Genomic DNA, 21,477 nt, shown 5'->3' with positions numbered 1-21,477 from the left:
GCCGGGGGTCCGGCGCGTCCCGTTTTTATTTGACCATGAGGCGGCATGCGGTCGCGCGCGTGCGGACACCACGCCCAGACCGAGCGCGAGGATGCCCTATGGCCCATCATGCCGTTATTGAAATCGAAAATATGCCCGATAGCCCTGTAGCCCGCGAAGACCTGGGTGCCGGCGGTGCCTCTCGCGGTGCCGGTGCGCGCTCGCCGCTGTTCTGGAAGGTCTTGCTGCTTTCGATAGCGGTCATCTGGGGCTATTCCTTTACCACCATGAAGGACGCGCTCGATACCATTCCGGTGTTCGAGCTGCTCTACATTCGCTTTCTTCCGGCGTCGCTGGTCATGCTTGCCGTCTTCCACAAGCGCATTGTTGCCCATTTCAACGCTCGAAATCTGATTGTTGGACTTGGCATGGGCGTGCTCATGTGGGGTGCCTACGGTTTGCAGACGATTGGCCTGGCGCAGACCACGGCAGGCAAAAGCGCGTTTTTGACGGGCACGTACTGTATCTTGGTTCCGTTTGCGAGCTATGTCCTAAGCGGCGAAAAACTTACCCGTTACAACTTGGGCGCCGCGTTGCTGTGTCTGGCGGGCATTGGCTTGGTGGCGCTTGATAGCGTCGAGTTCAATGCCGGCGATGTTATTACGCTGGGCGGCGCGGTCTTCTTTGCCATCCAGATGGCAGTGGCCGCTAAGTACGGTCGCAAGATGGACATCAACGTCATCACGTTTTGGATGTTTGCGGGCAACGGTGTGCTGTGCCTGATCTCTTCGCTGCCGTTCGAGACCCAGGCGCCTTTATCCGTGTGGACGCCGAGCTTTATTGGCGTGATGGCATTTCTCTCGGTGGGCTGCACATGCGTGGGTTTGCTCATCCAAAACGTGGGCTTGGCGCATGTCCCGGCCTCGACGGGCTCACTACTGCTTTCGATGGAGTCGCCATCGGGCGTGCTGTTCTCGGTGCTGCTGATGGGGGAGGTGCTCACCTCGCGTTTGCTTGCCGGCTTTGCGCTCATCTTCCTGTCGATTATCTTGAGCGAGACGCACTTTGACTTTTTGCGTAACTCTCCGTTAGACCAGCGTTGACGTAATAATGTCCCGTCCCCGCCCTAAGATGAATGTCGCCAAACATCAACATCGAAGAGACGGGGACGGGATGCTGGACATCATACTCCATGAGATGGAGGGGCTCTCCCTCGGGGAGAAGCGTGATCTCATCTGTGCCACGAAGGCGGCGGTCGCGCGCGAGCTTGGCAAGCAGGCGGATGGCGCGACGCCCAGATCATGCCCCCGGTGCGGCTCTTCCTCCTTCATCAGGAAAGGGCACAATGCCGACGGCTCCCAGCGCTGGCTCTGCAAGGGGTGCGGGAGGACATTCTCGTCCAAGAGCAGGGGCCTGCTCGCCGCCTCGAAGCTCGATGCCACGACCTGGGCGCTCTTCGTGGAAGCAAAGCTTTCGGGCTCAAGCCTGAGGCAGTGCGCGAAGACGTGCCATGTGTGCCTCAGGACCTCCTGGTTCATGCGCATGAGACTCTGCGAGGTTATGGAGCGCTCGCTTCTCGCCTTCAGGACCGGACCTTCGGTCTCCTGGCAGGTAGACGGCGCCTACCTCGACGAGTCCCTCACGGGAAACAGGGCAAGGAGTGCTGCCAAGATGCCGAGGAAGCCCCACAAGCACGGCGGCGCCGTCCATGCGCGCGGCATCTCCTACCTCAAGGTCTGCGTCATCTGCGGAGCCAATGATGCCGGAGACGAGCTCTGCCGCGTGGCCGACAGGGGAAGGCCGAAGGATGAGGCCCTGAGAGGCGCCATCAAGGGTCTCGGTCCTGGCACCTGGGTGGCGACCGACGCCCATCAGGGCTACAAGCGCGTGCTTCCCGCCCTCGGCATCACCGAGCATGCCGCCACCGACACGCGCCTGCAGAAGGACGGCGAGCTTGGCATGGTCAACGCGATGCACCAGAGGCTGCGCATCTTCCTTGCCCCATTCCACGGCGTATCCACCAAGTGGCTGGACCACTACCTCTCCTGGTTCCTTTGGCTCGAGCAGGCAAGGCGCTCGGACGCAGACGGGCTTCAGACGCTTTCCGGCCAGAGCGCCTGCGGCTTCTACGAGCATACGAGGCGCCAGATGATCGATCGTCCCCAGCCCTTCTGGGACTATTGGCAACGGCAGGGAGCGGCTACGTCAATGCTGGTCTAACAGAGAGACTGCTGTCCATGCCGGAAAGATGTATACGCATCCATAGACATTCAGCGACGTGCTCGTCACGGACACTCAGCACCCATTGCAGCTGCAAGCTGCACCTTTGCAGATTGAAGGAGTCATAGCAAGGTTCCTGGCCCGTGCTCTGGCAAGCCCGGAAAGATATCCTCCCGATTCCGTGAACGGTATAAGACGCTCCGGCACAGGTTCGCAGAAAGGCCTCCGGCAGCAAAGAAGACCCGCACAGATGGCGGGCCTTCGCTTCCTATCTCTTCTTCTGTCCGGGCAAAAGGGTGTCTGGCTCATCACTGCCGGATGGTCCCTGATCCCGTGCTTTCTTCTTGAGCTTTGCCTTCCTGCGGAGACGGTAGATAACGATATCGAGGACAAGGGCAGCGGCGGCAACGACCACGATAAGGACAGCCCATTCACGGGCACCCCAGTGCCTGTTCTGAAGCATTGATGCTTCCTGTGCTTCCTCCTGCGAATAGTCGGTCCTCACGCAGTGGACCAGAAGCCGATGGTCGTTCACGCCGTACGGCGTGCAGGTGACAAGCGTCAGGAGATCCTGACCTGGCTGGATGGCAAGAGATTCCGTCTCGTCAGGCCAGACCACCTCCGAAGAGGTGACCCGGTAGGCCAAGACATCTCCCATCGTATGCAGCAGGACGATATCGCCTTCCTCGAGCTCATGGATATCGTCGAACATCCTGAGGTTCCGCATGCCGGAGTGCGCCGTCAGGACCGTATGCGTCGATGTGCCTCCGACAGGCAGGCTCGAGCCTTCGAGATGTCCCACACCTGCCATCAGGACCGCATCGGAGGTGCCGTGATAGATCGGCATGCTGACATTGATGGAAGGAATCTCGATCCAGCTCATCATAGGGTCGTTCTCATAGGTGAGCTGCTGACCATAGGAAACGATATCCTCTTCGAGTATCGAGGGCTCATCTCCGGCAAGCACGGCATTGTAGCTCTGTGCCTGCTGGAGATACCACTGCTTCTGGTCAGCAGGAAGCGCATCGACCTCAGCTGTGACCTTCGAGATCGTAGCGCCGACACCCTGGCTTTCGAAGCAATCGACCACCCACGGCCACACAAGAAGGCCGACACCGAAAAGGATCACCAGAGCCGTGATGAGCCGGTCTGCCCAGCGCGGCAGCCTGCGTCTGGCGCTTTTACCCCGATCTTTTCCCAAACGATCTCACCTTCTCAAAGAACAGGCCCCGCACAAGCGGGGCCTGCCAGAGCATGAATGACGTGCAGGACAGATGCTACTCAGCGCTGTTCTCGTCACGCTTGCGGGAACGCACAAGATGCGTGATACCGAAGGCAAGGACGACACCGCCGGCAACCCAGGTAAGCGTCACGCCCGCCTGGCCGGTAAGAGGCAGGCTCATGCCCGCCTTGTCCTTGACAGTGACGGTGACAGCGTCATCGCTGCCCACCGAGGCGTCGGCAGCGGTGGCGTTCGTGGTACTCGCACCCACCTTGGTAAGCACACCGGCAGCGTCGTAGGTGGCCATGATCGAGAAATCGAAGCTCGCTACCGTGTTGTAGCCCTTCGGAGCCTGGGTTTCGACCACCGTGTAGGTGCCCACATCGAGGCCAGACACGGAAATGGAGCCGTCGTCACCCGTCGTGAATTCGTGAGCGTCGGTGCCCAGGGTACCGTCTGCCTGCACGTACTTCGTACCGGCGCCCTCATCGGGCTTTGTCGCCTGGATGGTGAACTTCGCGCCGGAAAGCTTCGTGCTCTGCTGCGAGCTGTCGACCTTCACCAGATTGAGCTTGTAGGTGTAGTCGCGCACGCTCGCCGGCGCGGTATCGCCCGTGCTGTCGGTGCCGGGGTTATTGGAGTAGGTGAGCTTGACGGAGTTGTCGTTGGAGTCACTTGCCATCACTGCGGAGGAGTTGAGCTTTGCGTTATAGGTCACATACACATGGGTGCCCGCATTCACCGGAATCTTTGTACCGGAGGCGTCTGTCAGGCTCTTGAGGTCGGTGAACTCCACCCCGAGCGTGCTCGTGCCGTCGGTGTTGGTCGTAAGCGACGTCGTGTACGAAGTCGGCGCAACCGTATACTCTGTGTTGTCCGTTTTCACCGTGACCGCAACAGACGATTTGTCGGCGGTCAGGCCAGCAGAGAGGGTATCGGTGAACTTGTAGTAGTAGGTTCTGTAGCTGGGCAGTGCGTCAGCGACCGTGCCGGTCAGACGGTACTGCAGATTCTGGCCTACCTGGGAATCGGCGACGTTGCCCCAATCGGCGCCTGTTTTATCGTTCTTCACTTGCTTGGTTACCGTGGGAAGGTCGGTCTTGGGCGAAATGGTGAGGGCGCTGCCACCTACCACCGCATAGATGGGAGCGGTACCCACCTGGTTGGTGCCGTTGTTGGTCGAATCGCTATCAGTGAGGAAGAGCCAGTAGCCTTCGGAGAGGTCTTGCGGCTCACCGATCGTGAGCGTCGTCGGGGTCAGATTCTCGTCAGCACGCAGGGCGTTAGCGATATTGGAATAGAGCTTCCCGCTCTCGATGATCGTGTCCGTACCGGAGCTTCCTTCCGCAGGAAGATGCGTCGCCAGGTAGTCTGCGGCTTCCTGGGCGGTCGTTCCCTTATAGGTGCTGCCAGATTCCTCGGCGAATGCCGTGATCTGGGCATTGACCACCGTCGCAACCTCGTCGCTCGCCCAGGCGATATTCGAGGCGGTCTTCGGTGTTCCGATTCCGTTGTCCACGACATCGGCTGTAAAGATCTGATAGCCGATCGTCGTCGTGGCATCGGAGGTGTTGTTAGCATTCTTCTCGATAGTCACAGAGCCCGTCTTGCTAGCCGCAGTCGTCGTGGTGCTGCTCGCAGAAGTGCCTGTGTCATCTGCCAGTGCGATCGTGACCGGTGCTGCCACGCTCCCCATCGTCAACGCAAAGCTCAGGCCTGCTGCTATGGCCTTGGCGGCAATGCTTGTGTGCTGCTTCATAGTGTCCTCCATTTATTTCATACGTGGATCTAAGTCTGTCTGCAATCGCAGGATGCTTTCTGCATCCAGCGTCCGTACCTAATGCCTGTCTCCCCCTCTTCTTCTGAGAACTCCTGCCGCTATCAGAATGGCTGCTCCTAGAACCACAAGCCCCAGAGCAAGGCCAGAAGGGTTCAGATCGCTCATGTCGGGAAGGCCAAGCTTCTCGAGAATGGAAGTCTCTTCATGTGCATTGGGCACCGATACCGTAGCTATGCCGATCGCGCTATCGAAGCCAGACGCTTTGAGCGGAGACTCTGCAGAGAGTTCGGCTGCAGCTGAGTTCCCCGTAGCAGGGCCAGACACGATCTGGTTCGGCTCGTAAGGAACCGCAAGCGTGATGGTCCGTGTCCCCGCAAATGCGCGGTATCCGGCCGGTGCCGAAACTTCCTCCACCGTGAAGGTGCCCGCGTCGACACCTCGGACGGAGATAGTGCCGTCGCTTCCGGTCGTGATAGTCGCCTCATTGGAAGACCAGGTGCCATCCGTGGTCAGATAGCGTCCCTTGTCGTCTCTGATCCTCAGCACCGCTCCGGACAGCGGCGTGCCGTCATCTGCGTCGCGCTTCGTGAGGATGAGATTCCAGCTATAGGCAACCGCCTTGGATTCCTGTGTAGTGGTCGTCTCGGTCGAATAGGTCGACTTTGGATAGATGAGCGTAACGGTATTCACATTGCCGTTCCCCATGCCGGTCCCGAGAGATGCGCTCAGGGACGCATCGTAGACAACGACAACCCGCACTCCTTGGGAGGCGTCGATTGCATGGGCCTTGACAGCCTCCACCAGATCGAGCGCGACCTTGAAGCTTCCGCCATCTGCTGCAGGCGTATAGATGTGTGTATATTCCTCATCGCCGAGCTCTGTCCAGTCTGAAGAGATCTCAGTACCTGTCTCCCATACGTCTGCGGCTGCAGGAGCAAGGTAGACATGGATATCGGAAGGCTCGGCAAGACCGACACCAAGCGTGTCATCGAAGACGATCTTGTAGGAGGTGTAGCTCGAGAGAATGGAAGGCACCGTCGCATCGAGACGCCAGTAAAGGTCGTCTCCTGCTGTGGCATCCGCCTGCTTCTGCCAGGCATCGTTCGAATCCTCGAGCACCTGCTTTTCCACCGTCGGCACGCCGGACTTGGCAGCAACTGTCACATCGGAACCGCCGACCACCACAAGGATGGCAGAAGTGCCGGACTGGTCCTGGCCGACGCTCGAATCCCTGCTCACGATAATCCAGTAACCTGCGCTCAGAGGCTTGGGCACGCCTGCTTCAAGGGTCTCCCCATCAGCTGCCGTCTGCATGAGAGCAGAAGCGATTGCGTAAGGAACAGAGCCCTGGGCAGCAGCTGAGCCGCTCTGGACATTGTTTCTGATCCATTGAGCAGCACCGTCTGCATCTGCGACGCTTTCAGCACTTACCGACGGATTGACGCTCTTGATTGCCTTGGGGACAACCGAGGCGGCTATGTCGGTTGCCCACGCGATGTTCGCGACAGTCTTCGTGCCATTCGAGCCATCTGCCACATCGGCAGCGAAGATCTGGTAGGCGACAAATTCAGTCGATGAGCCATCGGTGGCATTGACGGTCAGATTTCCCGTGCCCGATGCATATGCAGGAGCAGGCACAGCGAGAAGGAGCGCGAACGCTGTGATGGCAGCGAGGATGAGGCTGTGCTTGATAGCAGAGAAGCGGTTCTTCCTAGTCACGGCCATCACCGCCCTTCGCAGAAGCATTGCGGCGGATGTGCATCCAGACTGCCGCGCCAGCAAGCACGGCAATGCCTGCAAGGTAGGTCGGTCCCACTCCATCAGATCCGGTAAGAGGAAGCGAAGACATGCTGCGCGTGTTGGTGAAGCTTGCCTGAGACGTCACGCCCTTTGCAATCGTGCCTTCCGCATTCTCGGACGTGGTGGTGTAATTATCGTTTGGCTCCTCGGTCACGGTATAGGTAGCACCTGCCGGCAAATGCTCGACAGTCTTGGTCTGGCCGTCAGCAAGCGTAAAGGTTGCCACTCCGTTGGAGAATTCCATGCCGCCGTATGTGCCCGTGAGGTTTGCACCCGATCCGCCGAGCGTCACCGTGAAGTTGAAATTCCTCGTGGAGTTAACCTCACCCGTCACGTGCTTGGTCACTGAAAGCGCGCCTTCCTGCACAGCATTGACGACCGCGACGGTCGCATCGGCCGAAAGCGTGCCTGAAGGCACAGTCTGCGTTCCGTTATACGTAACGTCGTACTCCAGGGCATTGTCCTCATTGCTCGTGACCTCTTGCACCGTATAGCTGCTGCCGGAGGGGATGCCCCCGATCGTGATCTGCTGTCCGCTGCTCAGGCTGACCGGCCCCTCGCCGTTGGCGTCGAACGTGATCGTGCCATTTGCAGGAGCTGTGGCAGAAGAGCCTGACACCGAGCCACCGGTATAGGCATACGTGCCGGAGAGCGGCTTTCCGTCCGCACCCTTCAGCGTGACCGTGAAGGCAAAGGTCTGCGAAGCATCTGCCGCCTGGCCCGAGACAGTCTTGCTCACCGTAAGCTTGTAGAGGCGGGTGTTGGTGAAGGCAGCCGTAGCGGTCGCGTCCTTCACAATCGCGCCCGTATCGACAGTCTTGTCAGGCGAGTAGTCTGCATTTTCGGTTTCTGTAACCGTATAGGTCGTCCCTGCAGGCAGATGCTCGGCCGTTGCAGATTTGCCAGCCTTCAAGGTGACAGTCGCCACGCCATTCGTGAACGTCATGTCCCCGTATTTCCCGTTGATGTTCTTGTTGCCCAGCGTGACCGTGAAGGTGAAGTCGGTTGCGGAGTTCGTCTCCCCCACCACCGACTTAGAGACAGTGAGGCTGCCCTCGTTCGCGGGTTTCAGCGCCAGCGTGGCGTTCACCTGCTTCTGTTTGATGACAGCGCCGATCATGTGCTGGAAATTCTTGCCGTCAGAGGCAGTATAGGTTTCGGGATTGGGCGAGTACTGGCGGTATTTCTGCAGCCAGGTGAGCGTGCTCGATGCCGTAATCTTCATGTCGGTCGATGTTGGCTTGGTCGAGGAGACCAGATAGAACGAAATTCCTGCGGCGATGCTTGTCACTGTTGACCCATTTGCCGTCTGGGCCGTCACGCCATCAGGCAGCGTGAGCGTGTACATGCCGTTGTAGTTCGTGCCTTCGGCGATCTTGAGAGCCCCTGTCTTCCACGTACCCGAACTGGGATCGTAGACAAAGGCCGCATCGCCTGTGATCGACACGTTGGATTCATCGGGTTCGCTGCGCAGAACCTGGTCGGCGGTCGCGTAGTTGAGGAGCTTGACGGCAAGCGCCTTCTGCGTGACCTCGCTGCTATCCGACTTGAGCGTGTTGTATTCGATGCCGTAGTCGCCGAGCGCCGCCCAGATGGCATACTGGGTGGCCTCGTAGGCCTGTGCCTCGGTGACGTAGTACTCGCCCGAGTGAAGCGCGTCATACATGCCGAGCGGCGTGGTGTTGTACGAGTCCGACCAGGCAAGGCACAGCGCCGCCTGATAGAACGGCATCGACTGGATCTGGGCTGCCGTGAGGCCAGAAGTGCTCGTCGTATTTCTGAGGCTCATCATGATGACCTGCTGGATGAATTCGCTCAGCCTATTAAGGTGGTCGGTGTTCTTGTTCGCGTAGTCATCATAGGAAAATACTTCGTTGCCGATGGTGCTAGGGAAATCGGTGCGCAGGACATCAGGCACCGTAAGTATTACATTGAACTGGTCCTCGGTGATGCCGGTGGCCTTATCAACAATCTGATACATGTTCAGGCCATTGTAGGGATAGCCGGCGTAGAGTATAGCGAGGAGCTTGTTCATGCAGGCATCGTAGTCTGCCTGGGGCTTGAATTTTTCCGGCGTCAGATAGCCTTCGACATAGGAGGGCACGTTCGGAATGCTCAGCGTGGTATGCGGCCAGTGCGACGAGTTGTTCATGCAGTAGAGGATGATGCGGCCGTTGGCGCTTTCGGAATCCGCTACATAATGAATGTCGGTAGCTGTGTCGTATTGGATTGTGATGCCGCCTGTCGCAGTCAGGGGCGATGCCAGAATCTGTGCAGCAAGTGTCGTTGCAGCGCTGTCAGAGCTGCTCTGCCCTGCAGCAGAGGAGCTGGTGTTCTCAGAGCCTGCGGAAGCGCTCGAAGAGGACGACGTATCAGAAGATGCTGAAGAGGAAGAAGGGCTGGCACCTGCCGTTTCTGATACAGACGAAGTGCCTGCGGCTGCTTTGGCAGACGTGCTGCTTGTGGAGCTGCCGGCAGTCCCTGCACTATCGTCTGCGGATGGCGTGACGGTGGCATCTGCCGATGCCGCAGTCTCCGCTGCGCTTTCCTCGCCCGCAAAGGTACGTATAGGCACCAGGAACAATGCCAGAACAATGGCGCACATTGCTGCAATAAGAGCAGTGCCGCTCCCTCTCCCCAATTTCATCTATCCGCCCTAATCTGTGCCTATCGCTATCCCTTAGTTTTGAGAACTATTTAGTAGCACTTATCGTTATGAATACTCCTACAATCAAGCTCGGAATTGTGCGGACCGCAGCTGTTATTCATGCTGTCTCTACAAATTTCATCAGGAAAGGGCACAATGCCGACGGCTCCCAGCGCTGGCTCTGCAAGGGGTGCGGGAGGACATTCTCGTCCAAGAGCAGGGGCCTGCTCGCCGCCTCGAAGCTCGATGCCATGACCTGGGCGCTCTTCGTGGAAGCAACGCTTTCGGGCTCAAGCCTGAGGCAGTGCGCGAAGACGTGCCATGTGTGCCTCAGGACCTCCTGGTTCATGCGCATGAGACTCTGCGAGGTTATGGAGCGCTCGCTTCTCGCCTTCAGGACCGGACCTTCGGTCTCCTGGCAGGTAGACGGCGCCTACCTCGACGAGTCCCTCACGGGAAACAGGGCAAGGAGTGCTGCCAAGATGCCGAGGAAGCCCCACAAGCACGGCGGCGCCGTCCATGCGCGCGGCATCTCCAACCTCAAGGTCTGCGCCATCTGCGGAGCCAATGATGCCGGAGACGAGCTCTGCCGCGTGGCCGACAGGGGAAGGCCGAAGGATGAGGCCCTGAGAGGCGCCATCAAGGGTCTCGGTCCTGGCACCTGGGTGGCGACCGACGCCCATCAGGGCTACAAGCGCGTGCTTCCCGCCCTCGGCATCACCGAGCATGCCGCCACCGACACGCGCCTGCAGAAGGACGGCGAGCTTGGCATGGTCAACGCGATGCACCAGAGGCTGCGCATCTTCCTTGCCCCATTCCACGGCGTATCCACCAAGTGGCTGGACCACTACCTCTCCTGGTTCCTTTGGCTCGAGCAGGCAAGGCGCTCGGACGCAGACGGGCTTCAGACGCTTTCCGGCCAGAGCGCCTGCGGCTTCTACGAGCATACGAGGCGCCAGATGATCGATCGTCCCCAGCCCTTCTGGGACTATTGGCAACGGCAGGGAGCGGCTACGTCAATGCTGGTCTAACAGAGAGTTGCGTAAAAAGCCGCGAGCGCGTTTGTAAACAATCTGTTGCGCCGTCCCTCTGGGGCGGCGTTTTTTATGCGTCGCCTTTAAAGTTATGCCCTGCACTTTAGAGTATGAAAGTGCTTGCTGCTAAAACTTTACTGGAGGGCATCTATGGCACCAGCTCTGTCCGATTTCCAACCACAACCAGCGCTTCAGACCTCAGCGGCGGCGCAAGCCGCCATTGGCGACGGTCTGGTCAAAGAGGCTCAGGCTTTTGCCGATGAGCTTGCCGCATGGCGTCACGATTTGCATCGGATGCCCGAACTCGGTAACGACCTCCCACAGACCTCTGCGTATATCCAAGCGCGCCTGAACGAGATGGACATCCCATTTTCCACGCTCGTCGATGGTTCCTGCGTTGTGGGCCTTGTTGGTGCCGGTGCCGCCGCGGCCCAGGGCAATGGCGTCTGCACGGACGAACAGGCCGGTACGGTCGTTATGCTGCGCGGCGACATGGATGCCCTGCCCGTTGTCGAGGAATCCGGCGAGCCCTTTGCATCTACCAATGGCTGCATGCATGCTTGCGGTCATGATATGCACGCGACGGCGCTGCTTGGTGCGGCGCGCCTGCTCAAGGCTCGCGAGGCCGCGCTTGTCGACGCCAATGCCACTGTCAAGCTGTTGTTCCAGCCGGGCGAGGAGACCTTTGAGGGGGCACGTGCTGCCATCGCCGACGGCTTGCTCGAGAACCCGCGTCCTCAGGCGGCTTTTGCCATGCATGTCAACAGCCAGTCGCCGCTTGGCCTGGTGCTCTACGGCAGCCCGGCGCTTTCGGGCGTGTACGGTTTCCGCATCACGCTGCAGGGCAAGGGCGGCCACGGTTCGAGCCCCGAGATCTGCATCGACCCCATCACGGCAGGCGTGCATGTGCACCTGGCGTTCCAGGAGCTTATCGCTCGCGAGGTGCCGGCGGCCAAGGAGGTCGCACTCACCGTGGGTAAGTTTGCCGGTGGCCAAGCGGCCAATGTGATTCCCGACACCTGCGTGCTCGAGGGAACATTGCGCGGCTTTGACGTTGAGCTCATGGAGCACCTCAAGACCCGCATCGCGGAGGTCGTCAAAGGCGTTGCCACGACCTATCGTACGCCGGCGACTATTGAGACGCTCTCGGATGTTCCCCCGCTCGTGCTCGATGACGATATGACCCAGGCTTCGCTTGGCTATGTGGGTGCGACGTTGCCCAAGGCCGCCTTCCTGCCGCTGTTCCATGCCATGGCGAGCGAGGACTTTGCGCTTATCTCGAGCGAGATACCGAGCGCGTACTTTACGTTCGGTGCGGCTGTGACCGATACGGACGAGCACTTTGCCCAGCACCATCCCAAGGCACGCTTTAGCGATGCCGAGTTGCCGCTCGGCGCCGCGGCTTATGCGGCGGTCGCCCTGGGCTATATCGCCGACCACAAGGAGTAATCCATGTCCCAGCAGCATAAATTCTTCCCCGGTTGGCTCGTCGTGGCTTCCGGCTTTGTCATCATGGCCACGTGTTACACGATTTTCGTTAACTGCATGAGCCTGTTTCAGCCGCTTATCGTGAGCGACTTGGGCATTTCCCTTGCTCAGTACAACATCTCCAACGCCATCTCAACCGTGGTGAGCGTTGTCGGCTCGCTTGTCATTGGCCATGTTGCCGACAAAGTGAGCGGTCGCATCTTGGGTTCCCTTACCGTTATCGCCACCTCTGCCGTTCTTGCCGGGATGAGCTTTGTCGGTGAGTTGTGGCAGGTCTACGTGCTCTTTGCCGTCTCGGGCTGCTTTGCCGTCGCCTCGACCCGCCTGCTCATTAGCCTTGTGACCGCCAACTGGTTTACGGCCAAGCGAGGTCTTGCGATCTCCATAGCACTTTCGGGCTCGGGCTTTGGAGGCGCTGTTCTTTCTCCCACCGTGAGCTCGCTTATCGTGAGCGTTGGCTGGCGTTCCGCCTTCCTGGTGCTCGCGGCTATCTGCATGGTGGCGGCGCTGCCCATCACGGCCTATTCCTTCCGTACCAAGCCTTCTGAGATAGGCCTTAAGCCGCTCGGCGAGAACCCGGGCGATCCGTCCGTCTCGACAGCTGGCGACAAGGACGAGCACACGGCTCCCGAGGTTAACGTCGGTTGGTCTCGCATCAAGAAGAGCCCGGCGTTTTGGCTGCTTGTCGTCGCCTTTCTCTTTATGGGCCTCGTTAACGGTGCCATCTTGCCCAACCAGGTCACCAACATGACGAGCGTTACCGTCAACGGCGCCAAGATCGTCACGGGCGGTCACGATCCCGTGTGGGCGGGCACTGTGCTTTCGGCCTATATGGTCACCGTCGTTATCGCCAAGATTTCGCTCGACGTCATTTACGATCGCTTTGGCCTACGTTTTGGCAACGTGTTGGGATCCGTTGCGTGCATTATCGCCTGCGTCGCCCTGTGCTTCCCCGCGACCGATCTTGGTCCCATCGTGGCTGCCGTGAGCTTTGGTGTCGGAACGTGCATGGGCACCATCACGCCCACTATCGCCGCGTCCAAGCAGTTTGGCATGGCCGATCTGGGCAAGGTCACGGGCACCATTACCTCGCTCGAGATGGTCGGCGGCACCGTGGGTGCCATTGTCTCGGGCGTGCTGTTCGATGCCACGGGCTCCTTTGCGAGCACCTGGATCGTGTGCCTGGTGTGTTCTGTGGTCATGCTCGTATTCCTGCTGGCATCCGAGCCCATCGCCGCTAAGCTGCGTGCGAGCGTGGCGGGGGAGTAGACGTCCGTCGCTCTTTTCTGCTCGCCCCGTGTTCTGTCCGTGGCCGCCTTGGAAGCCGAATGGATGCTCGTACCATCATTCGGTTTCCAAGGCGGCCACGGGCATACAAAATGATCCGTTTTCCTCTGTCCCCAACAGATCGTGTGATTCGAAGGGGGCGGAGGAAAGCGGATCGGCTGCAGCGGCGGCACGTCTGGCCGAACGAGCCCCCATACCCTCGTTCGGTCAGACGCGTCGCCGCGTTTTGTTTTTGTGCCGTATAATGACCACTACCTATGACGCGATACTAAAAGAAAGGTGTTTGCCCATGCAGGCACAGAAGGCGGAGGGAACCCGCGACCTAATCGGCGCCGAGATGCGCGCCTGGCAAAAGATGCAGCGGATCGCTGCCGGCGTGTTCGAGCCGTTTGGCTTTAAGCCCATCGAGACGCCCGCGATCGAGCAGGTGGACGTGTTTGTCCACGGCATCGGCCAGTCGACCGATGTCGTGCGCAAGGAGATGTTCCGCGTGTTTAGCGGCGCCAACCTGGAGCGTGTCTTTACCGAGGGCACCGATGCCAAGCTCAAGCCCAAACAGCGCTTGGCGCTTCGTCCCGAGGGCACTGCCGGCGTGGTGCGCGCCGTCGTGGAGAACAACCTGGTGCCCCAGGGCTCCACGCCGTTTAAGGCCTACTATGCCGAGGCCATGTTCCGCGGCGAGCGCCCCCAGAAGGGCCGCCTGCGTCAGTTCCATCAGGTGGGCATCGAGTGGCTCGGTGCTCCCGATCCGGCTGCGGACGCCGAGTGCATCATTATGCTCATGGAGTTCTACAAGCGTCTGGGCTTCGATCTTTCCAAGCTCCGTCTGCTCATTAACTCGATGGGTGATGCCCAGTGCCGTCCGGCCTATCGCGAGCAGGTCAAGCAGTTCATTCTCGATCACGCCGACGAGATGTGCGATGAGTGCCGCGAGCGCGCCGAGCTCAACCCGCTGCGCGCCTTCGACTGCAAGAACGACCATTGCCGCGAGATCATGGCCGAGGCCCCGCTGATGGGTGACAACCTGTGCGACGAGTGCCGCGAGCACTACGAGCAGGTCAAGCGCTATCTGGATGCCGCCGGCATCGAGTATGTCGAGGATCCCACCCTGGTGCGCGGCCTGGACTACTACACCCGTACCGTCTTTGAGGTCGAGGCCCCCGGCGCCGGCGTCGGCTCCATCGGTGGCGGCGGCCGCTACGACGGCCTGGTCGAGCTCGAGGGCGGCAAGCCCACGGCCGGTGTCGGCTTCGCCGTCGGTTTTGAGCGCGCCCTGCTGGCCCTGCAGGCCTTTGGCAGCGACCTGGGTGCCGATGAGGCTCCGTGTGTCTACGTTGCCAACGCCGGCAAGGAACTGCGTCAGAACGTTTTTGCCATTACGCAGAAGCTTCGCGCCGCAGGCATCGTGACCGAGGCAGACTATCAGGGTCGTTCGCTCAAGGCTCAGTTTAAGCAGGCCGACAAGGTGGGCGCCAAGCTCATTTTGGTCTTGGGCGGCGACGAGCTTGCCGCCGGCAAGGTCAAGGTGCGCGACATGCAGAGCCATGACGAGGTACTGGTCGATCTGGCCAACGTGGTCGAGGCGGTTCGAGAGCGCCTGTAGGGCATCATTTTGAGCTGCGGGTCCGCTAACTCGTCCCGCTCGCGGCGAACGATTGTTACGGGGGTGTTTCGCATTTATGCGGAATGTCCCCGTTTGCATATGCCGCCCACCGAGAAATACGACCATTTGGGGCAAAAAGCCTTGCAATGCAGAAAATACTTTTGTGTGGTAAAGCGCAATCAGTGTCGAAAGTATTTCTCAAGTGCCTATAATGAATACCGCATGTTACGTGCATAGAAGGAGGAATGGGAGGAAACGTGGCTGAGAACCTAAGCAACCAGTCTGTACCCGAAGCCGCGGCGCGCGTCGCTGCCGTGGTCAACCGCCTCGTTAACCGAATCGGCTCGAATGCCGAGTCCAGGGAGCGTCTCGCCGAGATTGAGATTCCCGAGGAGCTGCGCGACAACCTTGCGCTGTTCCTGCGCCTGGAGCGCCGTGTGCTTAGCGAGTATGATCCCGAGATCGCGGACCTGTTCGACAAGATTCTGTCGGCCGAGATCGTGGCCAATGCCGGCAACCCCGGTAGCCGTGCCGCCGACGAGGCCGTCGACGAGCAGGGCGTGCCCACCGCCGACGAGCCCACTGCTGTGGCGTTTCGCGAGGTCGTCGATTTGATCGACAGCCTACCGCTCGATAAGCAGCAGGTTATCGTCCGCGCCTTTACGAGCTTCTTCCATCTGGCAAACCTGTCGGAGGAGAACTACCGTGTGAAGCAGCTGCGCGAGCGTGAGGCCGGCGCATCGACCGATACCGAGGTCGATCCCGCCAACGAACTCACCGTCGCCTATCACCAGCTGGTGGATGAGATGGGTGTCGAGGGCGCCAACGAGCTGCTCGGCAAGCTTGAGTTCCATCCCGTCTTTACCGCGCATCCCACCGAGGCCCGTCGCAAGGCCGTCGAGGGCAAGATTCGCCGTATCTCTAACCTGCTGGAGGAGCGTCCGCGTCTGGGCGGCTCCGACCTGGTGGAGAACGAGCGCCATATGCTGCAGGAGATCGACGCCCTGGTGCGTACGAGCCCCATCGCGCTCAAGAAGCCCACGCCGGTCGAGGAAGCCGATACCATCATCGACATCTTCGATAACACGCTGTTCGACGTCATCCCCGTCATCTATCGTCGCTTTGACGACTGGGTGCTGGGTGACAAGGCCGGTACCGTGCCGCCGCTGTGCCCGGCGTTCTTCCATCCCGGCAGCTGGATCGGTTCCGACCGCGACGGTAACCCCAACGTCACCGCCAAGGTGAGCCGTGAGGTCGCCGCCAAGTACTTCACCCACATGGTGCTCAAGCTCGAGGACAAGTGCCGCCGCATCGGCCGCAACCTCACGCTCGAGGCCACCTACAGCAAGCCGTCTGCCGAGCTCATCAACCTGTGGAACCATCAGGTCGAGATGAGTGCGCATTACACGGCCCGCGCCGAGCTTATCTCCGAGCACGAGCCGCATCGCGCCGTCATGCTCGTCATGGCCGACCGTCTGAACGCCACCGTACGCCGTATCACCGACACCATGTATCACAGCGCCGACGAGTTCCTAGATGACCTGCGCGTCGTCCAGCGTTCGCTGGCTGCCTGCGGTGCCGTCCGTGCCGCCTACGGCCCGGTGCAGACCATCATCTGGCAGGTCGAGTCCTTCGGCTTCCATATGGTCGAGATGGAGTTCCGTCAGCACTCCGTGGTGCATGCCCGCGCCCTTAAGGATATCCACGAAAACGGTATCCATGGCGACCTGCAGCCCATGACGCGCGAGGTCATCGACACCTTCCGCGCTATCGGCTCCATCCAAAAGCGCTACGGCAAGAAGATGGCACACCGCTACATCATCTCGTTTACCAAGAGTGCCCAGCATGTGGCCGACGTCTTTGAGCTGGCCCACCTGTCCTTCGCACACGAGGAGGACGTTCCCGAGCTCGACGTGATCCCGCTGTTCGAGCAGCTCGAGGACCTCGAGGGCTGTGTTGACGTGCTCGACCAGATGCTTACGCTGCCCGTGGTGCAGAAGCGTCTTGCCCAGACCAACCGCCGCATGGAGGTTATGCTGGGTTACTCCGACTCCTCCAAGGATGCCGGTCCTACCACGGCCATGCTTGCGCTGCACTCCGCGCAGGAGCGCATCGCCAAGTGGGCCGAGAAGAACGATATCGACCTGGTGCTCATGCACGGTCGCGGCGGCGCCGTGGGCCGTGGTGGCGGCCCGGCCAACAAGGCCGTACTGGCGCAGCCCAAGGGTTCAGTCAACTGCTTCTTTAAGCTCACCGAGCAGGGTGAGGTCATCTTTGCCCGTTACGGCAACCGCACGCTGGCTCAGCGCCATGTTGAGTCCGTTGCCGCCGCAACGCTTTTGCAGTCGGCCCCGAGCGTCGAGAAGACCAACACCGAGACCACGCAGAAGTTCTGGGATATGGCCGAGAAACTCAACGCCGCAAGCCACGAGCGCTATCTGGACCTGCTGAACACCGAGGACTTTGCACCGTGGTTCTCGACTGTGACGCCGCTGACCGAGGTCGGTCTGCTGCCGATTGGCTCGCGTCCCGCCAAGCGCGGCTTGGGTGCCAAGTCGCTCGACGACCTGCGTACCATTCCGTGGATTTTCAGCTGGAGCCAGGCACGCATTAACCTGGCCGCTTGGTACGGCCTGGGCAGCGCCTGCGAGCAGCTGGGCGATCTTGACCAGCTCAAGGCTGCCTACCAGGAGTGGCCGTTCTTCCGCACCTTTATCGATAACATCGAGATGTCGATTGCTAAGACCGATCAGCGCATTGCCAAGATGTATCTGCATCTGGGCGACCGCGATGATCTGTCCAAGAAGGTCTTTACCGAGATGCAGCTCACCCGTAAGTGGGTCCTTGCCATCGTCGGTGACGAGTGGCCGCTGCAGCGTCGTCGCGTGCTCGGCTGTGCCGTTCGCGTGCGTAACCCCTACGTCGACGCCCTGTCCATCGCCCAGGTCCGCGCCCTCCGCGAGGTGCGTATGAACCAGGACGAGATGGCCGAGGAGAAGAAGGCCGAGTACATGAGCCTGATTCTTTCGACTGTGACCGGCGTCTCGGCAGGTCTGCAGAACACGGGGTAATCGATAGCCCTGTGGCTCTCACCGGGGCCCGACGGGTTTCCCTCTGAATGCGTCCTCGCACTTGAAGCCCCCTTATCCTGCTCCTTCGGAGCTGCGGATAAGGGGGCTTCGTGCTGCGGAATGCATTCAGAGGGAAACCCGTCGGGCCCCTTCGTCCTCGGTCCTCTGGAATTAAAGCTGAGGAGAAGAATGGCGCGCTTCGCGCATAGCGTGGAGTGCGGCGAGGGCTTCTTGCGTCCTGCGGAGTGTGCCTAAAAGTAAACTGATGGCGGGCCCTGCGATGTCCGGTCTTCGGCGGATTACTGCTGGGGGAATAATGGCGCGCTTCGCGCGTTTGGAAAGGGCTTCGTGCTGCGGAATGCATTCAGAGGGAAGCCCGTCGGGCCCCTTCGTCCTTGGTCCTCTGGAATTAAAGCTGAGGAGAAGAATGGCGCGCTTCGCGCATAGCGTGGAGAGCGGCGAGGGCTTCTTGCGTCCTGCGGAGTGTGCCTAAAAGTAAACTGATGGCGGGCCCTGCGATGTCCAGCTTCGGCGGAAGGCCGCTGGGTGAGGGTGGTGCCTGGGGCGACGTGCAAAAAACGGAGTTTTCAGCAGCCAAAGATCGATGCATAAGGCCATAGCCGGCCCTCGCTGCCTTTGTTGATGATTTTGCAAGACAATTGGGCCTTGGCGATGCTCATATATGGCTGGTTTCTCGCCGCATGTTATCCAGATGGGACGAGTCATGAGGACGATCTACCTTTTGAAAGACTTTTGACACCAAAATCTTATCTTGCGATGCTGAATACTCGCAAAAATGCACGCTCCGGAGGGGGCTACCATGTTGCGGTTCGAAACCCAATGCGTCATTCTATGCAGTATATTGACCTATTTATGCAAAATAGCTTACACGCGCATGCCACAGGATTGATGTTTGCCTCGGCGCTGCGTAAGCCACCCTGCCTATAGCTTCTTTGACAGGAGGCCGCGGTCCCTCTTGGGGTCGCGGCCGTTTTGTTGTGGGTTAAATATGAACGTTGTGTTAACGACTCGGTGGACGGTGGCGTTTTTCGGTGAGCGGCGTATCCTTCCAACGGTTTATCTAGTGTGTCAGTTGAAAGGAAGAGGGCGCTCGTCATTGTTTGAATGTGAACTGCCGTTTGACCACAAGACATTGCATCTGGAGCTCGAGGATAAGAACTTCGCGGGTGTGATGGAAGGTCACCAAAACGAGTTTAAGACTGCAAAATCGCAGGAAGAGCTGGTAGAGGAGTCGCTTGCCAACCCTTATGGATCGCCTTCGCTCGAGGAGCTTTGCGCTGGCAAGAAGGATATTGTCATCATTAGCTCCGACCATACGCGCCCCGTTCCCTCGCGTGTGACGATGCCTATTCTGCTGCATCACATCCACTCCGCTGCGCCTGAGGCGCGCGTTCGCATTCTGGTTGCTACGGGTATGCATCGTCCATCGACGCACGAGGAACTCGTCAACAAGTATGGCGAGGAGATCGTTGCCAACGAGGAAATTGTCATGCACGTCGCGACCGACGACAGCATGATGGAAAAGATTGGCACCCTGCCTTCTGGTGGCGAGTGCATCATCAACAAGATTGCCGCCGATTGCGATCTGCTGCTTGCCGAGGGCTTTATTGAGCCGCACTTCTTTGCCGGTTTTTCTGGCAGCCGCAAGTCCGTGCTGCCCGGCATCGCCAGCTACAAGACCATCATGTACAACCACAACGGCCAGTTTGTGAACGATTCCCATTCGCGCGCCGGCAACCTGTGCCACAACCACGTGAGCGAGGACATGTTTGCCGCTGCCGAGATGGCTCACCTTGCCTTTGTGCTCAACGTGGTGCTCAACGGCAAGCACGAGGTCATCGGCTCCTTTGCCGGCGACATTCACAAGGCGCACGAGGCCGGCTGCGAGTTCGTGAAGAGCCTTGCCGGCGTTGAGCCCGTCGAGTGCGAGATTGCCATCACCACCAACGGTGGCTATCCGCTCGATCAGAACGTCTATCAGGCCGTGAAGGGCATGTGCGCTGCCGAGGCCACACTTCCCGAGGGCGGCGTGATCATCGATGTCGCCGGTTGCGCCGATGGTCACGGTGGCGAGGGCTTCTATCACAACATCGCTGACAACGATCCGGCAGAGTTTGAGCGCGCCTGCATCGACCGTCCTAAGGACGAGACCCTGCCCGACCAGTGGACGAGCCAGATCTTTGCCCGCATCTTGGCGCATCACCCTGTGATCATGGTCACCGACCTGTGCGATCACCAGATGCTCAAGGATATGCATATGACGCCGGTCAACACCCTCGAGGAGGCGCTCAAGCTCGCCTTTGAAATGAAGGGTGCCGATGCCAAGGTAGCCGTCATTCCCGATGGCCTGGGCGTTGTCGTCGCTCAGCACTAGCGCGCGGCCTAAACGAATCGTTTGTAACCGACAAGAAAGATAAGGTTTTATGCTTACCAAACTCCTCTGCGAATTCGGTGCAACGGCCCTCATGATCATCTTTGGCGTGGGCGTACACTGCGATACCGTGCTTAAGGGCACCAAGTATCAGGGCTCCGGCCACATGTTTGCCATCACCACCTGGTCTTTTGGCATCTCGGTCTGCCTGTTTGTCTTTGGCGGCGCCGTGTGCATGAACCCGGCTATGGTGCTTGCCCAGTGCATCGTCGGTCTGGTGCCGTGGAGCAGCTGCATCCCCTTCATGATTGCCGATATGCTCGGCGGCTTTGTGGGCGCCGTAATCGCTTGGTTTATGTACACCGATGAGTTCAAGGCTTCCGAGGGCGTCGTCGACCCCATTGCCCAGCGCAACATCTTCTCGACCAACCCCACCACCGAGGGCACGAACTATGCCCGCAACTTCTTCTGTGAGGCTATCTGCACCTTTGTGTTCATAAGCGCCATCCTTGCTGCCGCTAGCCGCGCCGGCGAGAACGTTCTGATGCTCGCTATCTGCGTCGGCCTGATCGTTTGGGCCGTTGGCATGGGCATGGGTGGCATTACCGGCTTCGCCATGAACCAGGCACGCGACCTTGGTCCTCGCATGGCCTATCAGGTGCTGCCGATCAAGAACAAGGCTGACAACAACTGGAAGTACGGCCTGCTCGTTCCTGGCATCGCGCCGTTTATCGGTGCCGCTCTGGCCGCGCTGTTTGTGCACGGTTTCTTGGGCATGTTCTAGTCCAAGGCCGCATAGTAGTCCGCTGGCCGCATGGGGTGACTTCCCAGCGCGTCCTCGGACATGAAAGAACCCCCGCTGCGCACTGAACTGCCTCCCATTTCTTGGACACGAGAAATGGGAGGCTTTTTATGCGAGTCGACTTGAGGGTGAAGCACGACATCGAGGCCAGG

The 21,477-nt window shown here is 59.6% G+C and carries 14 protein-coding genes; 10 read left to right on the top strand and 4 right to left on the bottom strand.

Translation table 11 applies throughout. The features are described from left to right. Positions 1-98 precede the first annotated feature (98 nt). Together ACTM86_RS03835 and ACTM86_RS03830 are read left to right on the top strand one after the other, a co-directional pair. Complete coding sequence (locus ACTM86_RS03835; protein WP_441036938.1) at positions 99-1,082, top strand: DMT family transporter; 984 nt, start codon at positions 99-101, stop codon at positions 1,080-1,082. 70 nt (positions 1,083-1,152) lie between these two features. Then, positions 1,153-2,199 (top strand): IS1595 family transposase, encoded by a 1,047-nt coding sequence (locus ACTM86_RS03830; protein WP_441036937.1) that lies wholly within the window; start codon positions 1,153-1,155, stop codon positions 2,197-2,199. Between the two features lie 268 nt (positions 2,200-2,467). On the opposite strand, the gene ACTM86_RS03825 is transcribed toward ACTM86_RS03830, so the two are convergent. The 4 genes from ACTM86_RS03825 to ACTM86_RS03810 form a co-directional block, all read right to left on the bottom strand. After that, entirely contained in the window at positions 2,468-3,400 is a 933-nt protein-coding gene (locus ACTM86_RS03825; protein WP_441017358.1) for a class C sortase, read from the bottom strand. A 76-nt stretch (positions 3,401-3,476) separates the two neighbouring features. Continuing rightward, on the bottom strand, positions 3,477-5,180 hold the full coding sequence (locus ACTM86_RS03820; protein ID WP_441017360.1) for an isopeptide-forming domain-containing fimbrial protein: 1,704 nt from the start codon (positions 5,178-5,180) through the stop codon (positions 3,477-3,479). Positions 5,181-5,258: 78 nt separating this feature from the next. Next, complete coding sequence (locus tag ACTM86_RS03815; RefSeq protein WP_441036936.1) at positions 5,259-6,926, bottom strand: SpaA isopeptide-forming pilin-related protein; 1,668 nt, start codon at positions 6,924-6,926, stop codon at positions 5,259-5,261. Next, positions 6,913-9,105: a DUF7601 domain-containing protein gene (locus ACTM86_RS03810; RefSeq protein ID WP_441036935.1), complete on the bottom strand. Its 2,193-nt coding sequence runs from the start codon at positions 9,103-9,105 to the stop codon at positions 6,913-6,915. Before ACTM86_RS03810 ends, ACTM86_RS03815 begins: the two co-directional genes overlap by 14 nt. Before the next feature lie 130 nt (positions 9,106-9,235). Here ACTM86_RS03810 and ACTM86_RS03805 point away from each other — a divergent pair, with 130 nt between their 5' ends. The 8 genes from ACTM86_RS03805 to larD all read left to right on the top strand — a co-directional run bounded on the left by ACTM86_RS03805 (position 9,236) and on the right by larD (position 21,307). Then, positions 9,236-9,661, top strand: a complete 426-nt coding sequence (locus ACTM86_RS03805) for a hypothetical protein (protein WP_441036934.1) — start codon at positions 9,236-9,238, stop codon at positions 9,659-9,661. 55 nt (positions 9,662-9,716) lie between these two features. Next, complete coding sequence (locus ACTM86_RS03800) at positions 9,717-10,679, top strand: IS1595 family transposase (protein WP_441017371.1); 963 nt, start codon at positions 9,717-9,719, stop codon at positions 10,677-10,679. A gap of 153 nt (positions 10,680-10,832) precedes the next feature. Further along, positions 10,833-12,131, top strand: a complete 1,299-nt coding sequence (locus ACTM86_RS03795; RefSeq protein WP_441017374.1) for a M20 family metallopeptidase — start codon at positions 10,833-10,835, stop codon at positions 12,129-12,131. 3 nt (positions 12,132-12,134) lie between these two features. Beyond that, a complete protein-coding gene (locus ACTM86_RS03790) occupies positions 12,135-13,439 on the top strand; it encodes an MFS transporter (RefSeq protein ID WP_441017376.1) in 1,305 nt (434 codons plus the stop codon). 307 nt (positions 13,440-13,746) lie between these two features. Next, positions 13,747-15,060: a histidine--tRNA ligase gene (gene hisS, locus ACTM86_RS03785; protein ID WP_427729192.1), complete on the top strand. Its 1,314-nt coding sequence runs from the start codon at positions 13,747-13,749 to the stop codon at positions 15,058-15,060. A 257-nt stretch (positions 15,061-15,317) separates the two neighbouring features. Beyond that, positions 15,318-18,131 carry a phosphoenolpyruvate carboxylase gene (locus ACTM86_RS03780; RefSeq protein ID WP_441017379.1) on the top strand — a complete coding sequence of 938 codons (2,814 nt, stop codon included), beginning with the start codon at positions 15,318-15,320 and terminating at the stop codon, positions 18,129-18,131. A gap of 1,117 nt (positions 18,132-19,248) precedes the next feature. Continuing rightward, positions 19,249-20,526, top strand: coding sequence for a nickel-dependent lactate racemase (larA, locus tag ACTM86_RS03775; protein ID WP_427748316.1), 1,278 nt, complete (start codon positions 19,249-19,251; stop codon positions 20,524-20,526). A gap of 49 nt (positions 20,527-20,575) precedes the next feature. Further along, the gene (gene larD, locus ACTM86_RS03770; RefSeq protein ID WP_441017382.1) at positions 20,576-21,307 is read left to right on the top strand and encodes a D/L-lactic acid transporter LarD; all 732 of its coding nucleotides are present in this window, start codon (positions 20,576-20,578) and stop codon (positions 21,305-21,307) included. The last annotated feature ends 170 nt before the right edge of the window (positions 21,308-21,477 follow it).

The sequence above is a fragment of the Collinsella sp. HCP3S3_E11 genome (assembly GCF_052067375.1).
Taxonomy (GTDB): domain Bacteria; phylum Actinomycetota; class Coriobacteriia; order Coriobacteriales; family Coriobacteriaceae; genus Collinsella.
The sequence above is the reverse complement of the archived record's forward strand: the minus strand, read 5'-3'. Positions and strand labels throughout refer to the sequence as shown.

Bases quoted from the DNA above. Each gene is read 5' to 3' on its own strand.
- ACTM86_RS03835 (WP_441036938.1), top strand. From the start codon at position 99: ATGGCCCATCATGCCGTTATTGAAATCGAAAATATGCCCGATAGCCCT.
- ACTM86_RS03830 (WP_441036937.1), top strand. From the start codon at position 1,153: ATGCTGGACATCATACTCCATGAGATGGAGGGGCTCTCCCTCGGGGAG.
- ACTM86_RS03820 (WP_441017360.1), bottom strand. From the start codon at position 5,180: ATGAAGCAGCACACAAGCATTGCCGCCAAGGCCATAGCAGCAGGCCTG.
- ACTM86_RS03815 (WP_441036936.1), bottom strand. From the start codon at position 6,926: ATGGCCGTGACTAGGAAGAACCGCTTCTCTGCTATCAAGCACAGCCTC.
- ACTM86_RS03805 (WP_441036934.1), top strand. From the start codon at position 9,236: ATGCCGCCTGTCGCAGTCAGGGGCGATGCCAGAATCTGTGCAGCAAGT.
- ACTM86_RS03800 (WP_441017371.1), top strand. From the start codon at position 9,717: ATGAATACTCCTACAATCAAGCTCGGAATTGTGCGGACCGCAGCTGTT.
- ACTM86_RS03795 (WP_441017374.1), top strand. From the start codon at position 10,833: ATGGCACCAGCTCTGTCCGATTTCCAACCACAACCAGCGCTTCAGACC.
- ACTM86_RS03790 (WP_441017376.1), top strand. From the start codon at position 12,135: ATGTCCCAGCAGCATAAATTCTTCCCCGGTTGGCTCGTCGTGGCTTCC.
- hisS (WP_427729192.1), top strand. From the start codon at position 13,747: ATGCAGGCACAGAAGGCGGAGGGAACCCGCGACCTAATCGGCGCCGAG.
- larD (WP_441017382.1), top strand. From the start codon at position 20,576: ATGCTTACCAAACTCCTCTGCGAATTCGGTGCAACGGCCCTCATGATC.